General features: G+C 71.1%; 19 protein-coding genes. 16 read left to right on the forward strand and 3 right to left on the reverse strand.

Features of this window, described 5'->3' with window-relative positions; all coding sequences use genetic code 11:
• The 9 genes from AB0A65_RS19165 to AB0A65_RS19205 all read left to right on the forward strand — a co-directional run bounded on the left by AB0A65_RS19165 (position 1) and on the right by AB0A65_RS19205 (position 8,842).
• Positions 1-1,008: an ABC transporter permease gene (locus tag AB0A65_RS19165; protein ID WP_359952872.1), complete on the forward strand. Its 1,008-nt coding sequence runs from the start codon at positions 1-3 to the stop codon at positions 1,006-1,008.
• Positions 1,005-1,847: an ABC transporter permease gene (locus AB0A65_RS19170; RefSeq protein WP_359952874.1), complete on the forward strand. Its 843-nt coding sequence runs from the start codon at positions 1,005-1,007 to the stop codon at positions 1,845-1,847. Before AB0A65_RS19165 ends, AB0A65_RS19170 begins: the two co-directional genes overlap by 4 nt.
• The gene (locus AB0A65_RS19175; protein ID WP_359952876.1) at positions 1,844-2,833 is read left to right on the forward strand and encodes an ABC transporter ATP-binding protein; all 990 of its coding nucleotides are present in this window, start codon (positions 1,844-1,846) and stop codon (positions 2,831-2,833) included. Before AB0A65_RS19170 ends, AB0A65_RS19175 begins: the two co-directional genes overlap by 4 nt.
• Positions 2,823-3,602 (forward strand): ABC transporter ATP-binding protein, encoded by a 780-nt coding sequence (locus tag AB0A65_RS19180; RefSeq protein WP_359952878.1) that lies wholly within the window; start codon positions 2,823-2,825, stop codon positions 3,600-3,602. Before AB0A65_RS19175 ends, AB0A65_RS19180 begins: the two co-directional genes overlap by 11 nt.
• Before the next feature lie 129 nt (positions 3,603-3,731).
• Entirely contained in the window at positions 3,732-4,814 is a 1,083-nt protein-coding gene (locus tag AB0A65_RS19185; protein ID WP_359952880.1) for a glycoside hydrolase family 5 protein, read from the forward strand.
• Between the two features lie 181 nt (positions 4,815-4,995).
• On the forward strand, positions 4,996-6,372 hold the full coding sequence (locus AB0A65_RS19190; RefSeq protein WP_359952881.1) for a glycoside hydrolase family 43 protein: 1,377 nt from the start codon (positions 4,996-4,998) through the stop codon (positions 6,370-6,372).
• 10 nt (positions 6,373-6,382) lie between these two features.
• Positions 6,383-7,843 (forward strand): family 43 glycosylhydrolase, encoded by a 1,461-nt coding sequence (locus AB0A65_RS19195; RefSeq protein ID WP_359952883.1) that lies wholly within the window; start codon positions 6,383-6,385, stop codon positions 7,841-7,843.
• 204 nt (positions 7,844-8,047) lie between these two features.
• Positions 8,048-8,407: an RNHCP domain-containing protein gene (locus AB0A65_RS19200; protein WP_359952885.1), complete on the forward strand. Its 360-nt coding sequence runs from the start codon at positions 8,048-8,050 to the stop codon at positions 8,405-8,407.
• Between the two features lie 12 nt (positions 8,408-8,419).
• Positions 8,420-8,842, forward strand: coding sequence for an RNHCP domain-containing protein (locus AB0A65_RS19205; protein ID WP_359952886.1), 423 nt, complete (start codon positions 8,420-8,422; stop codon positions 8,840-8,842).
• Positions 8,843-8,874: 32 nt separating this feature from the next.
• Here the strand turns inward: AB0A65_RS19205 and AB0A65_RS19210 are convergent, their stop codons facing one another.
• On the reverse strand, positions 8,875-9,561 hold the full coding sequence (locus AB0A65_RS19210; protein WP_359952888.1) for a sulfotransferase domain-containing protein: 687 nt from the start codon (positions 9,559-9,561) through the stop codon (positions 8,875-8,877).
• Between the two features lie 70 nt (positions 9,562-9,631).
• Positions 9,632-10,468, reverse strand: coding sequence for a serine protease (locus AB0A65_RS19215; protein ID WP_359952890.1), 837 nt, complete (start codon positions 10,466-10,468; stop codon positions 9,632-9,634).
• Positions 10,469-10,584: 116 nt separating this feature from the next.
• Between AB0A65_RS19215 and aac(3) the strand changes: the two genes are divergently transcribed.
• On the forward strand, positions 10,585-11,388 hold the full coding sequence (aac(3), locus tag AB0A65_RS19220; protein ID WP_359952892.1) for an aminoglycoside 3-N-acetyltransferase: 804 nt from the start codon (positions 10,585-10,587) through the stop codon (positions 11,386-11,388).
• Here the strand turns inward: aac(3) and AB0A65_RS19225 are convergent.
• Positions 11,385-13,130, reverse strand: a complete 1,746-nt coding sequence (locus tag AB0A65_RS19225; protein WP_359952893.1) for a beta-galactosidase family protein — start codon at positions 13,128-13,130, stop codon at positions 11,385-11,387. The two genes, aac(3) and AB0A65_RS19225, sit on opposite strands and share 4 nt — an antisense overlap.
• Before the next feature lie 168 nt (positions 13,131-13,298).
• Between AB0A65_RS19225 and AB0A65_RS19230 the strand changes: the two genes are divergently transcribed.
• From AB0A65_RS19230 to AB0A65_RS19255, 6 genes are all read left to right on the forward strand, one after another.
• Positions 13,299-14,312 carry a LacI family DNA-binding transcriptional regulator gene (locus AB0A65_RS19230; protein WP_359952894.1) on the forward strand — a complete coding sequence of 338 codons (1,014 nt, stop codon included), beginning with the start codon at positions 13,299-13,301 and terminating at the stop codon, positions 14,310-14,312.
• 115 nt (positions 14,313-14,427) lie between these two features.
• A complete protein-coding gene (locus tag AB0A65_RS19235) occupies positions 14,428-15,309 on the forward strand; it encodes an ROK family protein (RefSeq protein WP_359952896.1) in 882 nt (293 codons plus the stop codon).
• Positions 15,310-15,319: 10 nt separating this feature from the next.
• On the forward strand, positions 15,320-17,143 hold the full coding sequence (locus AB0A65_RS19240) for a class I mannose-6-phosphate isomerase (RefSeq protein WP_359952898.1): 1,824 nt from the start codon (positions 15,320-15,322) through the stop codon (positions 17,141-17,143).
• Between the two features lie 36 nt (positions 17,144-17,179).
• Complete coding sequence (locus AB0A65_RS19245) at positions 17,180-18,442, forward strand: extracellular solute-binding protein (RefSeq protein WP_359952900.1); 1,263 nt, start codon at positions 17,180-17,182, stop codon at positions 18,440-18,442.
• A gap of 7 nt (positions 18,443-18,449) precedes the next feature.
• Positions 18,450-19,352 (forward strand): sugar ABC transporter permease, encoded by a 903-nt coding sequence (locus AB0A65_RS19250; RefSeq protein WP_359952902.1) that lies wholly within the window; start codon positions 18,450-18,452, stop codon positions 19,350-19,352.
• 1 nt (position 19,353) lies between these two features.
• Positions 19,354-20,166, forward strand: a complete 813-nt coding sequence (locus AB0A65_RS19255) for a carbohydrate ABC transporter permease (RefSeq protein ID WP_359952904.1) — start codon at positions 19,354-19,356, stop codon at positions 20,164-20,166.
• Positions 20,167-20,174: the final 8 nt, after the last annotated feature.

The raw sequence follows: 20,174 nt of genomic DNA on the forward strand, positions 1-20,174 counted from the left end.
ATGACCCTCCTCCGCCACATCCTCACCAAGCTGGGCTGGTACGCCGCGGCCTTCGCCGCGGCGCTGGCGCTCAACTTCTTCCTGCCGCGCCTGCTCCCCGGCAACCCCGTCGACACGCTCATCGGCCAGGCCCTCCGCGGCCACGCGTCCTCGGAGACCAAGCAGCGCGTCTACGAGACGTACATCGCCGAGTTCGGCCTCGACCAGAACCTGTGGACCCAATTCCTCACGTACATCGGGAAGACCCTCCAAGGGGACTTCGGGACGTCCTTCAGCCGCTACCCGGCCGACGTCGCCTCGATGGTCGCCGACGCCCTGCCCTGGACCATCGCGCTCCAGCTCCCCGCCGTCCTCCTCGGCTGGCTCATCGGGAACCTCGTCGGCGCCGTCGCCGCCTACCGCCGCGGCGGCTTCGACAAGAGCGTCTACCTCTCCAGCCTGTTCCTCACCGCCGCGCCCTACTACTGCCTCGCGGTGCTGCTCCTCTACGGCCTCGCCGTGGCGCTCCCACTGTTCCCCACCGGCGGCGGCTGGTCCTTCGGCCTCCAGCCCGAGTGGACCGGCCTGTTCGCCGTGGACGCGGTCTCGCACTGGTTCCTGCCGTTCCTGTCCCTCCTGCTGGTGTTCATCGGCGGGCAGGCCATCGGCATGCGCTCCATGGCCGTGTACGAAGTGGACGCCGACTACGTGCGGTTCGCCGAGAGCTTCGGCCTCGCCGACCGCAAGATCATCGGCTACATCTTCCGCAACGGCATGCTCCCGCAGATCACCGGCCTCGCGCTCGCCATCGGCACCCTCGTCGGCGGCGCGCTCCTCACCGAGATCGTCTTCTCCTACCCGGGCATCGGGACGCTCCTGTACGAGGCGATCCTCAACAAGGACTACCCCGTCATCCAGGCCGTGACCCTCCTCGTCCTCATCGTCGTGCTCGTCGCGAACTTCCTCGTCGACGTCCTCTACGGCCTCATCGACCCGCGCATCCGCGCCGCTGAAAGGGGCGAACGGTGAAGGCGCTCAAGACACTCCCGCCGCGCTTCCACGCCGCCGCCGCGGTGTTCCTCCTCATCGGCGCCGCCGGGGTCATCGGACCCCTCGTCGCCCCGGCCGCGCCCGGCGACCTCCTCGGCCCCTCGTTCCAGCCGCCCGGCGCCGACTTCCTCCTCGGCACCGACCACCTCGGCCGGTCCGTGGGCATCCAGCTCGTCCACGGCATCCGCACGTCCCTCTACATCGGACTCCTCGCGGGGATCGCCGGAACCGTCCTCGGCGTCCTCATCGGCACCCTCGCGGGCTACCGCGGCGGCCTCGTCGACGAGATCCTCATGGGGCTCACCAACATCATGATCACCGTCCCCGCGATCATCGTGCTCCTGCTGCTCTCCATCAGCCTCGACACCCGCTCGGTCACCGTCATGGGCGTCTGCATCGGCGCGGTCTCCTGGCCCTGGACCGCCCGCGCCGTCCGCTCCCAGATCGCCAGCCTCAGGCAGCGCGAGCACGTCGACATCGCCCGCCTCTCCGGCTCCCGCACCTGGCGGATCATCGCCGTCGAACTCCTGCCGTACATGATGTCCTACATCGTCATGGCCTTCGTCATCCAGCTCTACGGCGCGATCCTCGCCGAAGCGGCCCTGAGCCTCCTCGGCCTCGGCCCCGCCGGCACCGCCTCCCTCGGCGTCATGCTCCACTGGGCCATCGCCTGGGAGTCCATCCGCGGCGGCCAGTGGTGGGTCTTCCTCACCCCCACCGTGTTCATCACCGCGATCACCTTCTCCCTCCTGCTCGTCCAGTCGAGCCTCGACACGGTCTTCAACCCGCGGCTGCGGGACGGAAAGGCGGCCCGATGACCCTCGCCAGACTCACCGGCCTGACCGCCCACTACGCCGCCGGGGACGCGAAGTTCCACGCCCTCGACGACGTCGGCCTCGACGTCCAGAGCGGCCAGATCCTCGGCGTCGTCGGCGAATCCGGGTGCGGCAAGTCCACGATGGCCTCCGTGCTCTCCCTCAACCCCGGCCCGTCCCTGCGCGTCACCTCCGGCACCCTCGCCATCGGCGGGAAGGACGTCGACCTCACCGACCCCGCCTCCCACAGGCCCCTGCGCGGCGGCACCGTCGCCCTCCTCCCGCAAGGCGCCCTCAACGCCCTCAACCCGACCCGCCGCGTCGGCGCCATGGCCCACGACATCCTCGCCGCGGGGGACAAGCGCATCAAACGCGCGGAATCCCTGCGGCGCACCGCCGCCCGCCTCGAAGCCCTCGAACTGCCGCCCCGCGTGCTGCGCGCCTACCCGCACCAGCTCTCCGGCGGGATGCGCCAGCGCGTCGTCACCGCGCTGGCGACGCTGCGGAACCCGCGGCTCCTGGTCGCCGACGAGCCGTCCTCGGCGCTCGACGTGTCCTCGCAGCGGCTCCTGGTGGACCTGCTGCGCCGCCTGGTGTCCGACGGCCTGGTCGAGGGCATCGTGTTCATCACCCACGACGTGGCGCTCCTGTCGGAGCTGGCCGACCGGATCGCGGTCATGTACGCGGGCCGCGTGGTCGAGGAGGCCCCCGCGCGGGACCTCGTCGGGTCCCCGCGCCACCCGTACTCGCAGGCGCTGCTCGCGTCGGTGCTGGTGCCCGAGCCGGGGACGCGGGGCCGGCGCCTCGCGGGCATCCCCGGTTCGCCGCCGGACCTGCGGGCCCCGATCGCGGGGTGCCCGTTCGAGCCCCGCTGCGAGCACGCGATGGACAAGTGCGCGGTGGAACGCCCGCCGCGGCTGGTGACCGGGCCGCGGGACGACTCCTGCTGGCGCAGCGTCGACACGGAGGAGGCGGCACATGCCCGATGAGGAGCTGCTGCGCACCGAGGGCCTGGTGAAGGTCTTCGGGCGCGGCAAGGACGAGGTGCGGGCCGTCGACGGCGTGGACCTGACGCTCGCCCGCGGCGAGGTCACGGCCCTGGTGGGCCAGAGCGGGTCCGGGAAGAGCACGCTCGGGCGGCTCCTGCTGCGGCTCATGGACCCCAGCGCGGGCCGCATCCGCTTCGACGGCCGGGACGTGACCGAGGTGCGCGGCGCCGACCGCCGCGACTACTGGCGCGAGGTGCAGGCGGTGTTCCAGGACCCGTTCGCGGCGTTCCACCAGTACCGGCGCGTGGAGGCGACGCTCGCGACCGCGTTGCAGCTCCTGCCCCCCGGCACCGACGGGCGCGCCCTCATGGAGGCGTCCCTCGCCTCCGTGGGCCTCGACGCCGCGGAGACGCTCGCGAAGCGCCCGCACGAGCTCTCGGGCGGCCAGCGCCAGCGCGTCATGCTGGCGCGGGCGCTGATGCTCCAGCCGCGGCTGCTCATCGCCGACGAGGCGACGTCCATGCTGGACGCATCGGTGCGCGTCACGGTGCTCAACCTCCTCGCCGACCTGCGGGACGAGCGGGGGATGACGGTGCTGTTCGTGACCCACGACCTGGGGCAGGCGTACTACCTCGCGGACCGGATCGCGGTGATGCACCGCGGCCGTATCGTGGAGTCGGGCCCGGCCGAGCGGATCGTGGCCGAGCCCGAGCACGCGTACACGCGGTCGCTCCTGGCGGACGTGCCGAAGCTCCACCGGTCGGCCTGAACCGGGGCGAAGCGAACCGGGGCCGCGAATCCGACAATATTGGTCGAAGTCAATCTATTGACTCGAATTCGCGGCCCTCGTAAGGTGATCAATAGATAGTAATACTGCCTAACTATTGAGGAGGAGTCCATGGCGCTCCCACCCCGCCGCAAACGGCTGCTCGGCCTGCTCGCGGCCCTCGCCGCCGTCGCGGTCATCACCCCGCTTGGCGTCAGCGCGGCCCTCGGCGACGACCACGACGGGTCCGCCGACCCCGGCACTGACGCGGTCGAAGGCACCGAGGCGGTCGCCGGACCGGCCGCCGAGCACGGGCAGCTGTCCGTGTGCGGCACGACCCTCTGCGACGCGTCCGGGAACCCGGTCCAGCTGCGCGGCATGAGCACCCACGGCCTCCAGTGGTACTCGCAGTGCCTCAACGACGCGTCCCTGGACGCGCTCGCGTACGACTGGGAGGCCGACATCGTGCGCCTCTCCATGTACATCCAGGAGGACGGGTACGAGACCGACCCCGAGGGCTTCACCGCCCGCATGCACGAGCTGATCGACGAGGTCACCGCCCGCGGGCAGTACGTCATCGTCGACTGGCACATGCTCGACCCCGGCGACCCGAACTACAACCTGGAGCGCGCCGAGACGTTCTTCGCCGAGATCGCGCAGGAGCACGGCGACCAGGACAACATCTTCTACGAGGTCGCCAACGAGCCCAACGGGGTCGCGTGGTCCGAGATCAAGTCCTACCACGAGTCGATCGTCCCGGTGATCCGCCAGTACGACGACGACGCCGTGATCCTCCTCGGCACCCCCGACTGGTCCTCCCTGGGACTCTCGGGCGACGGCGGCCCGCAGGACGTCATCGACGACCAGGTGGACGCCGAGAACGTCATGTACACGTTCCACTTCTACGCGGCCTCGCACGACGACTACTACCTCGACGGGCTCGCGGGCGCGGCCGACGAGATCCCGGTGTTCGTCACCGAGTTCGGCACCCAGGAGTACACCGGGGACGGCCCGAACGACTTCGCCATGACCCAGCGCTACCTGGACCTCATGGCGGACAAGGGGATCAGCTGGGTCAACTGGAACTACTCCGACGACGAGCGCTCCGGCGCCGCGTTCGAGCCCGGCACCTGCCCCGGCGGCCCCTTCACCGGGGACTCGGGGAACCTCAAGGAGGCGGGCGCCTGGATCCGGGACCGCATCCGCGAAGGTTAAGTAGCAAAGCCGCCGGCCCCACCGCCGGCGAGGGGGAGTCAAGGACGTCGAATATATCGACGGACTTGACTCCCTCAATTTGTTACCGGTACCATACGAGTGCGATGTGATCGCTCACAGGGGATCTCGTGCAACCCCGGGCGCGGACCCCCACTCCTCACGTCTCGGAAGGGACCCTCACATGACCGCTCGCCGGACCGTCCTCACCGCAGGACTCGCAGCAGCCGTCACCGCCGCGCTCCCCGCCTCGGCGGCGCACGCGCAGACCTACGGCGCCTACGCGATGGCCTACTTCAAGGAGTCGCCGAACTCGACCGACGACTCCTACGCCCTCCACCTCGCCGTCAGCACCGACGGCCTCAACTGGACGCCGCTCAACCAGAACCAGCCCGTCGCCGTCCCCACCGCCGGGATGCAGGGCCTGCGCGACCCGTTCATCCTCCGCAAGCAGGACGGCACCTTCACCGTCCTCGCCACCGACCTCAAAGGCCGCGTGTTCAACCTCAACAACCAGTACATCCACGTGTGGGACTCCGCGGACCTGCGCAGCTTCACCGGCTACCGGCGCGTCAAGCTCCACGACCTCGCCACCCACTCGTGGGCGCCCACCGCGTTCTGGGACCCCGCGCGCGGCCAGTACGGCGTCGTCTACTCCGCGAACAACGGCACCCGCGACGTCTTCATGGTTAACTACACCACCGACTTCGTGAACATGGGCGCCGCGCAGGTCTACTTCGACCCCGGCTTCAACGTCCTCGACGGCGACGTCCTGCGCCACGGCGGCGCGTTCTACCTCGCGTACAAGAACCTCGCCAACGGCAACCTCTACGTCTCCCGGTCCACCACGGGCGCACCGAACTCGTACACGACCCTCACCGGCGGACTCCGCCAGGGCTCCGCCATCGAGGCCCCGATCCTGGTGGCCGCCAACACCGGGAGCACCTTCTGGCTGTGGGGCGACTCCTTCTCGCCCGCCAACGCCGTGTTCTACGCCTGGCAGTCCGCGAACATCGCCGGGAACGCCTGGACCGCGATCAACCAGCGCACCTTCACGGCCCCCATGAGCTCCAAGCACGCCGGGATCGTCCCGATCACCGCCGCCGAGCGCACCGCCCTCCTGACCCGCTGGGGCGCACCGAACTGGAACCGCCTCAAGTCCTACAACTTCCCCGACCGCTACGTGCGCCACGCGAGCAACGTCGGGCGCATCGACCCGTTCCCGATGGAGCCGCCCGCCGACCAGCAGTGGCGCCTCGTCCCCGGCCTCGCCGACGCCGCGGGCGTCTCCTTCGAGTCGGTGAACTTCCCCGGCCGCTACCTCCGCCACGTCAACTACGCGATCCAGCTCGCCGCGAGCGACGGCACCGCCTTGTTCAACCAGGACGCCACCTTCCACCGCACCGCCGGGCTCGCCGACTCGACGTGGGCCTCGTTCCGGTCCCACAACTTCCCCGACCGGTACCTGCGCCACTCCGGGTACGTGCTGCGCATCGACCCGCTCTCCTCGGGCTCCGCCGCCGCCGACCGCCAGGACGCCACCTTCCAAGTGACCTACTAGGAGGCCCGCCATGACCCGCGCGCGGCGCCTCCCGGCGCTCCTCCTCACCCTGCTCGCCCTCCTCGCCTCCCTCACCGTCGCCGTCCCCGCCGCGCAGGCCCAGACCGCGACCTTCACCAACCCGCTCAACAGCTCCGGACCCGACCCCTGGATGACCTACTACCAGGGCAACTACTACCTCATGACGACCCCGTGGAACGGCCCGATCACCATGCGCCGGGCCGCCACGATCGAGGGCCTCAAGCACGCCGCCGCCGTGCCGGTCTACAACGACTTCCCGGCCGGGCGCGACAAGAACGTGTGGGCCCCCGAGTTCCACCTCATCGACGGCCCCAACGGGCCCCGCTGGTACATCTACTACTCCGCGGGCGCCGGGGGCATCGAGGACCAGCGCGTCCACGTCGCCGAGAGCGCCGGCACCGACCCCATGGGGCCCTACACCTACAAAGGAATGATCTTCGGCGCCCAGAACTGGTGGGGGATCGACGGCAGCGTCGTCACCATCGGCTCCCAGCGGTACTTCCTGTGGTCCGGCGTCCCCGGCCAGTGGACCGGCAACGACCCGAGCATCTACATCGCGGCCATGACCAGCCCCTGGACGCTCTCCGCACAGAGGACGGTGATCTCGACGCCCCAACTGAGCTGGGAGGTGCAGGGGACGCCGATGAACGAGGGCCCGGTCGCGTTGCAGCGCAACGGCCGCACGTTCGTCGTCTACTCCGCGAGCGCCTGCCAGGGCCCCGACTACAAACTGGGCCTCCTCGAACTCACCGGCACCAACCCGCTCAGTACTACGGCCTGGACCAAGAAGTCCCAGCCCGTGTTCCAGCGCAGCGACGCCAACGGCGTCTACGGGCCCGGCCACAACGGGTTCTTCACCTCGCCCGACGGCACGGAGAACTGGATCGTCTACCACGCCAACACCTCCGCGTCCCAAGGCTGCGGCGGCACCCGCACCACCCGCATCCAGGAGTTCTCCTGGAACGCCGATGGGACGCCGAACCTCGGCACCCCCGTCTCGGTGAGCACCGTGCTGCCCGTGCCCTCCGGCGAGACCGTCGGCGCCTACAACCGGCTCCAGTCCTACAACTTCCCGACCAGGTACGTGCGGCACGCCGACTTCGACGTCCGCATCGACGCCTCGGTCTCCCCGGCCCAGGACGGCCAGTTCCGCCTCGTCACCGGCCTCGCCGGGACCGGCACCGTCTCCTTCGAGTCGGTGAACTACCCCGGCTACTACCTGCGGCACAGCGCGTACGACCTGGTCCTGGCCCCGAACGACGGGACCGCGCAGTTCGCCGCCGACGCGACCTTCCGCCGCACCGCGGGCCTCGCCGACGCCACCGCCGCCTCGTTCCAGTCCTACAACTTCCCGGACCGCTACCTCCGCCACTACAACTACCTGCTGCGGATCGATCAGATCACCACCGCCACCGCGCAGGCCGACGCCACGTTCCGCGTCACGTCCTGAAAAATCGCGTTGACAGGGCCCGGCCGCGGTCCATACCGTGGTCGGGTCCGCAGTCGGCGGACCGACGACCGGGCATCGCGCCCTAGAGGGAATGTGTCTATGACCCCCACCGAGCCGAGCGCCTCGCTGCTCCGCTTCTAAGCCACCGAGGCCGCTCGGCCTGCTCTTGCTGCCATTGAAGTTCTTCCCAGCAAGGAGCTCCGGGTGTCCAACACCGCCAACACGCTCAAGATCCACACGTTCACCTGCGCTTGGTGCGGCCTGACCGCCACCAAGTCGACCAGCGACGGCGCCCTCCGCAACCACTGCCCGTCCTGCCTGCACTCGCAGCACGTCTCCGACCACGTCGAAGGCGGCCCCAGCGAGTGCGAGGGCAGAATGAGCCCCATCGCCATCGCGGTCCTCCGCACCGGCGACTGGATGCTCATCCACCGGTGCGTGCGCTGCGACGAGCTCACGTCGAACCCGGTGTGCGCCGACGACAACCAGCTCATCCTCATGCGCATGGCCGTGCGGCCGCTCGCGCAGCCGCCGTTCCCGCTCGAAGCGCTCGGCAGTCTGTAGGGGGTGGCCGGAATGCCTCGACGAACCCGACCGCGCGGCCACGACGACCGCCGCGGCCAGCGCCGCAAGGACGTCCTCCACGGGGCCGGCGGCCACCGTGCGAACGACTTCCGCTGCGTGGGCTGCCGCCTCGACGTCTCGCTCCACGCGCCCGGGACCGCGCACCGCAACCACTGCCCGCAGTGCCTCGCCAGCCTCCACGTCGACCGCCGCATCCCCGGCGACCGCGCCTCGGAGTGCAAGGGCCGCATGGAGGCCGTCGCGGTCTTCACCCGGCCCGACGGCGAGTGGATGATCGTCCACCAGTGCCTGTCCTGCGGGGAGCTCAGCTCCAACCGCATCGCGGGCGACGACAACGCCGTGGCCCTGGTGCGCCTCGCACTGCGGCCGCTGCACGACACCGACAGGGCCAGCCGGACCCTGATCAACCTCTGAACCGGGGGCGCCGACCCGTCGGCGCCCCCGGACTACCGCCCGTACCCCAGCCCGGCCATGGCCGCGGCGTTGTCGGGCTGCGCCCAGAACAGCTCGTGCAGGTCCGGCGGGAGCTCGGCCCGGTGCATCCCGGTGGCGCCCGCCCGGAAGAACGACGCGTCGTGCGCTTGCAGCTCCGCGAACGACGGGACCTGCGCGTCCGGAACCGGCTCCAGCTCCGGGACCGCCTCGCCGACCGCCTCGCGCACCACCGCCACCGGGTCCGCGATCAGCTCCTCGAACCGCACCCACACCGGCGCTGGCGCCTCGGACCGCCGCCACGACAGGACGTTCTGCCCCCACCCGCCCGTGCCGCCGCTCCGGCGCAGGATCATCGTCCGGGCCTCGGCCGCGAAGTCCCCGCCGTCCCTCGTGTTCAACCGCGCCCACGACACCGTGCTGTCGCGCCCGTCGCGCACCAGGCAGATCGCCCGGTCCTCCGCGGCGATCACCGCGTCCCCGCGCTGGCGGTGCGTCTTGACCACGTGGACCTCCGGCGAGGCCCGCATCGCCGCGAACGAGGCCGGTCGCTCCCGCGCGTCCATCAGCTCGGGCCCGATCTGCGCCGCCACCCCGTCCACGTCGTACACGACGTAGGTCGGGACCCCGTAGAGCCGTTGCAGCGCAATGCGGAAGAACGTGTTCCCCGACCGCGGGTACGAGGAGAGCCAGACGATCACGCCCCGACCCTATCCGCCCCGGCCGCGGGCCGGACCCGGCCGGGGGCGCCCCGGCCGGGTCCGGTGGTCGCTACTCGACGTCCCAGTCCTCAAGGACGTCGTCGATGGCGCCGTTGAAGTCCGCCACCTCGGCGTACACGCCGGGGCTGCCCGGTTCGGCGCAGCCCGCGCCCCAGCTGACGATGCCGGCGAGGATCAGCTCGCCGTCCTCGTCGGCCATGATCGGGCCGCCGGAGTCGCCCTGGCAGGAGTCGACGCCGCCGTTCTCCAGGTCGCCCGCGCAGAGCATCGTCTGCGCGTCGAAGGAGTCGCCGTACGCGTCGGCGCAGGCGTCGTCGTCGACGAACGGGACCTCCACCCAGCGGGCGACGGTCGGGTAGCCCGAGCCGGTCTCGCCCCATCCGGCGGTCTCCAGCGCGTCGTACTCGGTCGGGTCGACGGCGAGGTCGATCGCGTCCACGTCGAGCGGCTCGTCCAGGAGCAGCAGCGCCCAGTCGTTGGCCGACTCGACGGGGGAGTCGTAGTCGTGCGCGATGTGGACGTCCTCGACCGCGGTCTCCACGAGGTCGTCCGACTCCAGGTCGACCGAGCCGGAGAAGACCGCGAGGTCCTCGGCCGCGGCGTCCTCGACGCAGTGGGCCGCGGTGATGACGACGGTGTCGGCGATGACCGAGCCGCCGCAGAACTGCCGGTCGAAGGGGGTGCCCTCACCGGCGTGGCCGAGGGCCACGAGCCACGGGTACTGGCCCTCGGCGGCGGGTTCGCCGCCGATGACCTTCGCCTCGAAGCCGTCGTCGGACGGCTCCTCGGCACCGGCGGCGATGCCGCCCCAGACGAGGGCGACGGCGCCGAGGCCCGCGGCGACTCCGGCTCCCGCCCGGACCAGGTGCTTCCTCTTGAACTCCACTGTGTGCCTTTCGGGGTGGATGCGAGGGTCGGGCCGATCGGCCCGCCTGGAGGAAAATATCCGGATCGTCCCGGGACCCCTCCCGGCCGGAGGCGCGGATCGGTGAGAATCGGGGGATGAGCGCACAGGTCCACACCCGCACCGGCCTCGCCGCCGACCTCCGCACGCTCGGGCTCGCCGACGGCGACACCGTGATGGTCCACGCGGCCTTCAAGAAGGTGGGCACCGTCCTCGGCGGCCCCGACGCGCTCGTGGACGCCGTCCTCGACGCCGTCGGCCCGCAGGGGACGCTTCTGTCCTACCAGGACTGGGAACCGGGGCTGGAGATCTGGGACGAGGACGGCCGGGTCCTCGACGAGTACCGCGACCACGTGCCGCCCTACGACCCGGCGACCGCGCGCTCCGCGCGCTACATCGGGCTCCTCGCCGCCACGGTCGGGACACGGAAAGGCGTGCGCCGCAGCGGGAACCCCGGGGCCGCGGTCGCGGCGCTCGGCGCCCGCGCGGAGGAGTTCACCGCGGACCACCCGCTCGACTACGGGTACGGCGAGGGCTCGCCGCTGGCGCGGCTCGTCGCCGCGGGCGGGAGGGTCCTCATGGTCGGGGCGCCGCTCGACACGATGACGCTCCTGCACCACGCCGAGCACCTCGCGGACCTGCCCGGCAAGCGCCGCATCAGGATCGAGTACCCGTTCGCGACCCCGTACGGCACCGAGTGGCGCACGGTCGAGGAGTACGACACGGGCGACCCGGTCGTGACCGGGCCGCCCGAGGACTACTTCGGGTCCATCGTGGAGGACTACCTCGCCACGGGCGCCGGGTCCCGCGGCACGGTCGGCTCGGCCGAGACCGTCCTCGTGGACGCGGCCGGGATCGTGCCGTTCGCCGTCGCCTGGATGGAGGAGCGGTACGGCCGCTAGAACTCCAGCGGGCCCAGTTCCGGCGCCGCGGCGAAGCGCAGCACCGCCTCCGGGGCGCCGTCGAGTTCGAGGAGCACCGCCTCGTTGCGGCCCTGCCGCAGCACCGGGCCGGGCACGTACAGGGTCCGCTGCGGGCCGCGGGACCAGTAGCGGCCCAGGCAGAACCCGTTGATCCAGGCGATGCCCTTGCCGAGCGCCGAGGTGTCGAGGAACCGGTCCGACGCGTCCTCCGCATCGAACTCGGCGCGCGCGTACCGCAGGCCCGGGACGGCCGGGGCGCTCTCGCCCGCGCCCGCGCTGAGCGCCAGCAGGTCCGCCTCGCCGATCGCGCGGGTCGTCCAGTCCGACAGCGGCTTCCCGCCGAGGCTCACGCCCCCGATGAGGCCCTTGTCCTCGCCGAGGCGCGGCCCGTAGTTGACGCGGCCCTGGTTCTCCACCAGCAGCCGCAGCGACTCGCGCACCGCCGGGACCGCCAGCGCCCGCTGGTGCAGCTCCCGGGAGAGCACGCCCACGGTGACGCCGTCGACCACGACGTGGACGCGGTCGCGGACCTCGCCGATCACGAGGACGCCCGCGTCGGCCGCGAACCGCTTCTCGTGCAGCAGGAACGCCGCGTCGTGGCGGGCCTGCGCGAACGAGGGCACCTCAGTGGACTCGACGGCGTCGAGCGCCTCGAACGCGGACAGGACCGGGGCGCCGACGAGGAGCGGGGCCTCGCCGGTCGGGGCGGGCGCGGGCTCGGCCGGGACCTCGTCGGGCAGTTCGGTGTAGCGGCCGATGACCTCGCGGAACGCCCAGTACTTGGCGGTGGGGCGGCCCGCCTCGTCCAGGGGCGCGTCGTAGTCGTACGAGGTGGTGATGGGCATGTAGGTGCCCTTGTCGTTGGCGCCGGAGGTGAGCCCGAAGTTGGTGCCGCCGTGGAACATGTAGAGGTTGACCGAGGCGCCGCGGCCCAGGAGCACGTCGAGGTCGGCGGCCGCGTCGGCGGCCTTCGTGGTGTGGTGGTGGGTGCCCCAGGAGTCGAACCAGCCGTCCCAGTACTCCGAGGACATGAGCGGGCCGGTCGGCTGGTGCTCGCGGAGGGTGTCGAGGCGCTCGTCCGAGCGGGACCCGAAGGACGCGGTCATGTGCAGGCCCGGGAGCGACCCGCGCTTGAGCATCCACGGCTCGGGCTGGTCCACGGTGGTCAGCGGGACGGTGATCCCGTTGGCGCGGAACATGCCCGTGAGGGTCTCCAGGTATGCGGTGTCGTCGCCGTAGGCGCCGTACTCGTTCTCGACCTGCATGAGGATCACGGGCCCGCCCGCGTCGACCTGGAGCGGGGCGACGATCGCGCACACGCGCCGCAGGTACTCCTCGATCGCGGCGAGGAACTTCGGCTCGCCGCGGCGCACGCCCACCTCCGGGTCGGCGAACAGCCATGCGGGGAGGCCGCCGTTGTCGAACTCGGCGCAGATGTAGGGGCCGGGGCGCACGATCGCGTGCATGCCCTCGGCGGCGACCGCTTCGAGGAAGCGGCGCAGGTCGAGGCGGCCCTCCTCGGTCCAGGAGCCGGGCTCGACGGCGTGGAGGTTCCACGGCACGTAGGTCTCGACGGTGTTCAGGCCCATGAGGCGGGCCTTGCGGATGCGGTCCGTCCAGTGGTCGGGGTGGACGCGGAAGTAGTGGACCGCGCCCGAGAGCACGCGGCGGGGCTCGCCGTCGAGCAGGAAGTCGTGCTCGCCGATCGCGAAGCGGCTCATGGGCGGGTCCTTCTCTCGGAGTATTTACAGCCATCGGAAAAAGTACTCGCATCTCCGGGGCCCGTCCGAGGCCGGTCCCGGCCGCGGTGAGGTAGCCCCCTTCGATGGGGCCGCCGCCCCGGGCGCGGTTCGCATAGGATTGGCGCACTACGCGTGGGAAGGGCGGGCATGTCGACGTTTCGAGGGGCGCGGCAGCCGACCATCAAAGAGGTCGCGAGCCGCGCCGGAGTGAGTCCGATGACCGTCTCGCGCACCCTCGCCGGGGGCCGGAACGTGCGGCCCGACGTGCAGGAGCGCGTCATGGCGGCCGTCAAGGAGCTCGGCTACTACCGCAACGAGAACGCCCGGAGCCTGCGCCCTGGGCAGCCGAGCGGGCTCGTCGGCGTCGCCATCACCAACCTCGCGAACCCCTACTACGGCAACTTCGCGCTGGGCGTCGAGGAGGTCGCGGCCGAGCACGGGCGGCGCATCCTCCTCGGGAACACCGGCGAGGACGACGCGCGCGAGCGCCAGCTCGTCTCGGACTTCATCGGCCGCCAGGTCGACGGCCTCATCCTGGTCCCCACCAGCGGCGACGCCGCGCACCTGCGGCCCGAGCGACTCGGGGACGTGCCGCTGGTACTCGCCTCCCGCCGCGTCCCGGGCCTGGACGTGGACACGGTCCTCCTGGACGACGTGGGCGGCGCCTTCCGCGGCACGAGGTCGCTCCTGGACGCCGGGCACACCCGCATCGGGTTCCTGGGGAACCGCAGCTCGGTGTTCACCGGCGAGCGCCGCTACCGCGGCTACGAGCGGGCGATGCTGGAGCACGGCGTGCCGATCGACCCGAAGATCGTCTTTCGCGACCAGCAGGACGTGGCCGCGGCGACCCGCGCCGCGAAGGCCATGTTCGACGTCGCCGACCCGCCCACGGCGGTCTTCAGCGCCAACAACCGGAACACGATCGGCGCGATCCGCGAGATCGGCCGCCGCATCCGCGACGGCGAGCCGCTCCACCCGGCCGTCGTCAGCTTCGACGACTTCGAGCTCTCCGAGCTCATGCCCGTGCCCGTGACAGTGATCGACCACGACGCGCGCCTGCTCGGCCGCGAGGCCGCCACGCTGCTGTTCTCCCGCCTCGACGGCACCGCCGAGGACGGCCCGAGAACCGTGGAACTCCCGGTCTCGATCGAATTTCCCTGACGCCACACCCGCCGCATGCGCCCGGGTTGCACATCGCCGCGCTATGTTGGTAACGTTACCAACCGCGGGGCCGTCGTAAGGCCCCCTGACTTCAGCTGACGAGGAGGCACGGGCGATGGAGCTCTGCATCGACTTCGGCGGTTCCGAGATCAAGCTCGGCGCCGTCGACCGCGGTGCCGCCGTCCGCACCGCCGTCGTCCCCGTCGGCGACGGGGACCTCGAAGCGGCCGCGGCCGCCGCGCGGGACCTCGTCCACGGGCTCTCCCCGGAGGCGGTCGGCATCGCGGTCCCCGGAGTGGTGGACCGCGCCGCCGGCCGCATGGTCAAAGCGCACGACAAGCACCCGCGGCTCGACGGGCTCGACCTCGTCGCCTGGGCCCGCGAGTCCTTCGGCCTCCCCGCGGTCGTCGAGAACGACGCCAGGGCCGCGCTCGTCGGCGAGACCGCCACCGGCTCCGCCGCCGGGGCACGGGACGCCGTCCTCATGACCCTCGGCACCGGCATCGGCACCGCCGCGATCATGGACGGCGTGCTCCTGCGCGGCGCCCACGACCACGCGGGCATCCTCGGCGGCCACCTCACCGTCGACCTCGACGCCGGGCTCTGCAACTGCGGCAACGTCGGCTGCGCCGAGTCCGTCGCCGGGGCCTGGGCCATCCGCCGCGACCTCGCCGCCCGCGGCGACGCCGTCACCGACGTCCGCGAGATGTTCGCGGCCGCCGCCTCCGGCGACACCGCGGCCGCCGCCGTCCGCGACCGCGCGATCCGCGCCTGGGGCGCCACCGCCGTGTCCCTGTGCCACGCCTACGACCCCGACGTCGTGATCCTCTCCGGCGGCGTCATGCGCGCCGGCGACGCCGTCGCGGCCCCCGTCGCGTCCTACGTCCGCGAGCACCTCTGGACCTCCTCGCACCGGCCCCGCTTCACCGTCCCCGACCGTCCCGATCTCTCGGTGCTGCGCGGACTCTCCGTCCTCGCCGCCGCAACCCATTCCTGAAGGAGCGCTCGTGCCAACCGCCAGAACCTCCGAGACCGTCGGAGGCTACGACAAGCAGCCCACGGTGCCGCTGCCCGCCGACGCCCGGGTCCTCACCGGCGCCCGCGCCTGGGAGGCCGCCGCCGAGGTCGCGACCGAGCGCGCCGCCGGGCGCGCCCCGCTGCTCGTCGTGGACGCGTACCCCGGCGCGGACCTCCCGCTCCTCAAGGACGCCATCGCCGCGGCCCTCCCGGACTGGGCCGTCGTCGACGTCGAGGACGCCGCCGCGCTCCCGATCGAACTCATCGACGCGCGCATCGCCGACAACCTCACCGACGACCGCGTCTTCGGCGTCCTCTCCCACGCCAACGTGAGCGCCTTCTACGACGCCGAGCGGCTCGACAAGCTCGCCGTCGAAGCCGACGGCGACGACCGGCCCGTGGTCCTCCTCGGCTGGGGCGCCGACCTCGTCGCCCGCCGCACCGGCGCCCCCTACGCGCTCGTCCTCGCCGACATGGCCCGCTGGGAGATCCAGCTGCGCCAGCGCGAAGGCGCCACCAACTGGCGCGCGGGCAACCCCGGCGAGGACCGCCTCCGCAAGTACAAGCGCGGCTTCTTCGTCGAATGGCGCGCCGCCGACCGCCACAAGCGCACCATGTTCGACCGCGTCGACTTCGTCCTGGACGCCAACGCGATCGGCGCCGCCCACAGCGAGCCCCGCCCCGCCGGGATGGTCACCGGCGACGCGTTCCGCGCCGCCATCGCGGGCGCCGCACAGCGGCCCTTCCGCGTCGTCCCCTTCTTCGACCCCGGCGTGTGGGGCGGCCAGTGGATGAAGGAGAAGCTCGACCTCGACCCGTCCCAGCCGAACTACGCCTGGTGCTTCGACTGCGTGCCCGAGGAGAACTCCCTGCTCCTCGAAGACGCCGACGGCGCCGTCGTGGAGATCCCGTCCCTGGACCTCGTGTTCACCCAGCCGAAGGCCCTCCTGGGGGAGCGGACCTACGCGCGCTTCGGCGCCGAGTTCCCCATCCGCTTCGACTTCCTCGACACCATGGGCGGCGGCAACCTCTCCCTCCAGGTCCACCCCCTCACCGACTACATCCAGCAGACCTTCGGGATGCACTACACGCAGGACGAGTCGTACTACATGCTCGACGCCGGGGACGACGCCGTCGTCTACCTCGGCACCAAGGACGGCGTCGACAAGGAGGCCATGCTCAAGGACCTCCGCGACGCCGAGACGGGCGAGCGCCCGTTCGAGGCCGAGAAGTACGTCAACGCCTTCCCCGCGAAGAAGCACGACCACTTCCTCATCCCCGCCGGCACCATCCACTCCTCCGGCGCGAACTCGATGGTCCTGGAGATCTCCGCGACCCCGTTCATCTTCACGTTCAAGCTCTGGGACTGGGGCCGCGTCGGCCTCGACGGCATCCCCCGCCCCGTCCACATCGACCACGGCGAGCGGAACCTCGCCTGGGAACGCGACGGCGCGTGGACCGGCGAGCACCTCGTCAACCGCGTCGAGACCCTCACCGAGGCCGACGGCCTCACCGAGGAGCGCACCGGCCTCCACGAACTGGAGTTCATCGAGGTCCGCCGCCACTGGTTCACCGACGAGGTCCACCACGACACCGAGGGCACCGTCAACGTCCTCAACCTCGTCGAAGGCGACGAAGTCGAAGTCGCCTCGCCCACCGGGGCGTTCGCGCCCTACACCGTCCACTACGCCGAGACTTTCATCGTCCCGGCCGCCGTGGGCCCCTACGTCATCCGCCGCACCGGACGCTCCCAGAGCGGGAAGTTCGGCACGGTCAAGGCATCCGTCCGCGGCACGAGCGTCGGCAACGGCTGACGCGCCCCTCCCCTGAGAAGAACAAAGGAGTTCCCAATGAGATCAAGGAAGATCCCCCTCACCATCGCGGCCGCCGCCGCGGCGAGCCTCGTGCTCGCCTCCTGCGGCGGCGGTGCGGACGACGACGGCGCCACCACCGGCACCCTCGACTTCTACACCAACAAGGCCGCATGGGAGCCCGACTTCGACGAGCTGAACACCACCAGCGAGTCCGGCGCCGACATCACCCTGAACACCACCGGGTACTCCGACGCCGACCAGTACGACGCGTTCATCAAGCAGTCGTTCCGCACCGACAAGAGCCCCGGCCTGTTCACCTGGCAGACCGGCCCCTCGCTCACCGAGCTCGTGGACGAGGGCCTCATCGCCCAGACCACCGACATCTGGACCAAGGCCGTCGACGAGGGCTGGGTCTCCGAGGACCTGCGCGACTCGTACACCTTCGACGGCGAGCAGTACTGCGTCCCGATGAACATCGCCTACTGGGTCATGTACTACAACAAGAACGTCTTCGAGGAGCAGGGGCTCGAAGAGCCCACCACCTGGGCCGAGCTCGACGCCATCGCGTCGCAGCTCTCGGACGCGGGCATCACCCCGTACTATCAGACCAGCACGCTCTTCACGTTCCAGTGGTTCCAGCAGCTCGTCGCCGGCACCGACCCCGAACTGTACAACGGGCTCGCCACCGGCGAGGTCAAGTACACCGACCCCGAGATCGTCGACATCATGAACACCTGGCTCGACCAGGAGGAGGCGGGCTGGTTCTCCGACGCCGGCTCCACCGTCGACCCGGCCGTCGGCCTCAAGCAGGGCGACTTCGCCATGATCAACTTCGGGTCCTTCTTCAACGGCTCCCTCGACGGCGCCGGCATGGTCTCCGGCGAGGACTACGACATGTTCGTGATCCCCGCGGTGAACGGCGGCCTGGAGAAGACCCCCGTCGCCGTCGAGTCCGGCCCGCTCTGCGTCGCAGAGAACTCCGCGCAGAAGACCCTCGGCCTCACCTACTCCGAGTGGTGGATGTCGCCCGAGGCGCAGACCGCCTGGAGCACCGCCCGCGGCGACGTCGCGTTCAACCCGCAGGCCACCGTCGCCGACCCGATGCTCGAAGAGCTCGGCACCACCGTCTCCGGCGACGGCTACGAACTCTACGACCGCTACTACGAGGCCACGCCCACGCCGATCCTCACCGTCGCGCTGGAGCAGTTCGGGGCCTTCATCGCCAACCCGTCCGACCCGCTCCCGTACCTGGAGGCCATCCAGGCGGAGGCCGACGACTACTGGGCAGACCAGGGATAGCACCGGAATGACTGACAAGACCCTCAGCCCGCAGGCCCTGCGGCAGCGCGACCAGTACCGCTGGTCGGCCCTCGGGTTCATCGCGCCGGGCGTGCTCGTGGTGGCGGTGCTCCTGTACCTGCCGCTGCTGTGGACCACGTTCCTCAGCCTCAACGAGTACAACGGCCTGGGCGACCCCGAGTGGATCGGCTTCGCCAACTACGTCGAGATGTTCGACGACCCCGGATTCATCGGCTCCGTGCTCAACACGCTGCTGTGGGTCGGCGGGACGCTCCTCGTCCCGGTGGGCATCGGGCTGGGGGTCGCCCTGCTGACCTGGAACCTCAAGGGCGGCACCTGGCTGCGCCTGCCGTTCCTCATCCCGTACGCCCTGTCCGGGATCGGCGTCGGCGTCATCTGGTCGTTCATCCTGTCCGGCGGCGGCGCCCTCGACCAGGCGCTCGGCGCCTTCGGGATCGCCGACACGCCGCGCTGGCTCGTCGACGCCCCGCTCAACACGGTCGTGATGATCCTCGCGACCGCGTGGCAGGGCGTCGGCGTGAACGCCCTCCTGTTCACGATCGGCCTCCAGTCGATCCCGCGCGAGCCCCTCGAAGCGGCGCGCATGGACGGCGCGAACGGGATGCGGCTGTTCCGGTCCATCCTGTGGCCGATGCTGCGGCCGCTGACCGCGGTCGTCGTCGGCCTGTCGATCGTCGCCTCGCTGAAGACCTTCGACATCGTGGAGGGCATGACGAAGGGCGGTCCGGGCCGCGACTCGGAGACGCTCGCGCTCACGATGTACAAGGAGACCTTCGTGAACAGCGACTACGGCCTGGGCTCGGCCATCGCCGTGTTCCTCACCGTGGTCACGCTCGCCGCGTCCATCCTCTACCTGCGCCAGCAGCTGTCCAGCAAGCACGGGGTCTGACATGTCCAGAGTCATCCGCACTTCAGTCCTCGCCGTCCTCGGCCTGTTCTGGCTGCTCCCGGTGTACCTGCTGCTGGTGAACGCCGCGAAGTCCCCGGAGACGTTCACGACCAAGGACTCGTGGGTGCCCACCGACTTCTCCCTGTTCGGGAACATCGCCGAGGCCATGCGGCTCTCCGGGCTCGCCGAGTCCGCCGCGAGCACCCTCCTGTACGCGGTCGTCTCGCCCGCGGTCGCGGTGCTCGTCGGCGCCGCCGCCGGGTTCGCGATCGTCGCGCTGCGCCTCAAGCACGGGTTCGCGTGGTTCGTCGCGATCTTCGGCGGCACCGTGTTCCCCCTCCAGATGATCCTGCTGCCGCTGTTCGACGCGTACTCGCGGACCGGCCTGTTCGACACGCAGATGGGCATGATCGCGGTCTACACGGCCATCTCGGTCCCGTTCTCGGCGTTCGTGATGCGCAACTTCTTCAGCGGCATCGCGCACAACGTGTTCGAGGCCGCGGTCATCGACGGCGCCTCGACCTGGCGGATCTTCGCCCGCGTCTACCTGCCGATGGCGTCGAGCGCCCTGGTGGCGATCTTCATCCTCCAGGCCACGTTCATCTGGAACGACTTCCTGCTGGGCCTCGTCCTCAGCCAGTCGGACACGGTGCGGCCCATCGTGACCAGCCTGGCCGGCATGCAGAGCACGTACGGCGGCGCCCAGATGTCCACGGTGCTCGCGGGCGGCCTGCTCGTCTCGCTGCCCACGGTGGTCCTGTTCCTCTTCACGCAGAAGTTCTTCGCCCGCGGCCTCGCCCTCGGGCAGTACTAGGAGCCTCC

Source organism: Glycomyces sp. NPDC047010 (genome assembly GCF_040644205.1).
GTDB lineage: Bacteria > Actinomycetota > Actinomycetes > Mycobacteriales > Micromonosporaceae > Glycomyces.

Coding starts and splice junctions, on each gene's coding strand:
- AB0A65_RS19165 (WP_359952872.1), top strand. CDS start 1: ATGACCCTCCTCCGCCACATCCTCACCAAGCTGGGCTGGTACGCCGCG.
- AB0A65_RS19225 (WP_359952893.1), bottom strand. CDS start 13,130: ATGAGCCGCTTCGCGATCGGCGAGCACGACTTCCTGCTCGACGGCGAG.
- AB0A65_RS19180 (WP_359952878.1), top strand. CDS start 2,823: ATGCCCGATGAGGAGCTGCTGCGCACCGAGGGCCTGGTGAAGGTCTTC.
- AB0A65_RS19195 (WP_359952883.1), top strand. CDS start 6,383: ATGACCCGCGCGCGGCGCCTCCCGGCGCTCCTCCTCACCCTGCTCGCC.
- AB0A65_RS19185 (WP_359952880.1), top strand. CDS start 3,732: ATGGCGCTCCCACCCCGCCGCAAACGGCTGCTCGGCCTGCTCGCGGCC.
- AB0A65_RS19175 (WP_359952876.1), top strand. CDS start 1,844: ATGACCCTCGCCAGACTCACCGGCCTGACCGCCCACTACGCCGCCGGG.
- AB0A65_RS19245 (WP_359952900.1), top strand. CDS start 17,180: ATGAGATCAAGGAAGATCCCCCTCACCATCGCGGCCGCCGCCGCGGCG.
- AB0A65_RS19190 (WP_359952881.1), top strand. CDS start 4,996: ATGACCGCTCGCCGGACCGTCCTCACCGCAGGACTCGCAGCAGCCGTC.
- AB0A65_RS19205 (WP_359952886.1), top strand. CDS start 8,420: ATGCCTCGACGAACCCGACCGCGCGGCCACGACGACCGCCGCGGCCAG.
- AB0A65_RS19230 (WP_359952894.1), top strand. CDS start 13,299: ATGTCGACGTTTCGAGGGGCGCGGCAGCCGACCATCAAAGAGGTCGCG.
- AB0A65_RS19235 (WP_359952896.1), top strand. CDS start 14,428: ATGGAGCTCTGCATCGACTTCGGCGGTTCCGAGATCAAGCTCGGCGCC.
- AB0A65_RS19255 (WP_359952904.1), top strand. CDS start 19,354: ATGTCCAGAGTCATCCGCACTTCAGTCCTCGCCGTCCTCGGCCTGTTC.
- AB0A65_RS19250 (WP_359952902.1), top strand. CDS start 18,450: ATGACTGACAAGACCCTCAGCCCGCAGGCCCTGCGGCAGCGCGACCAG.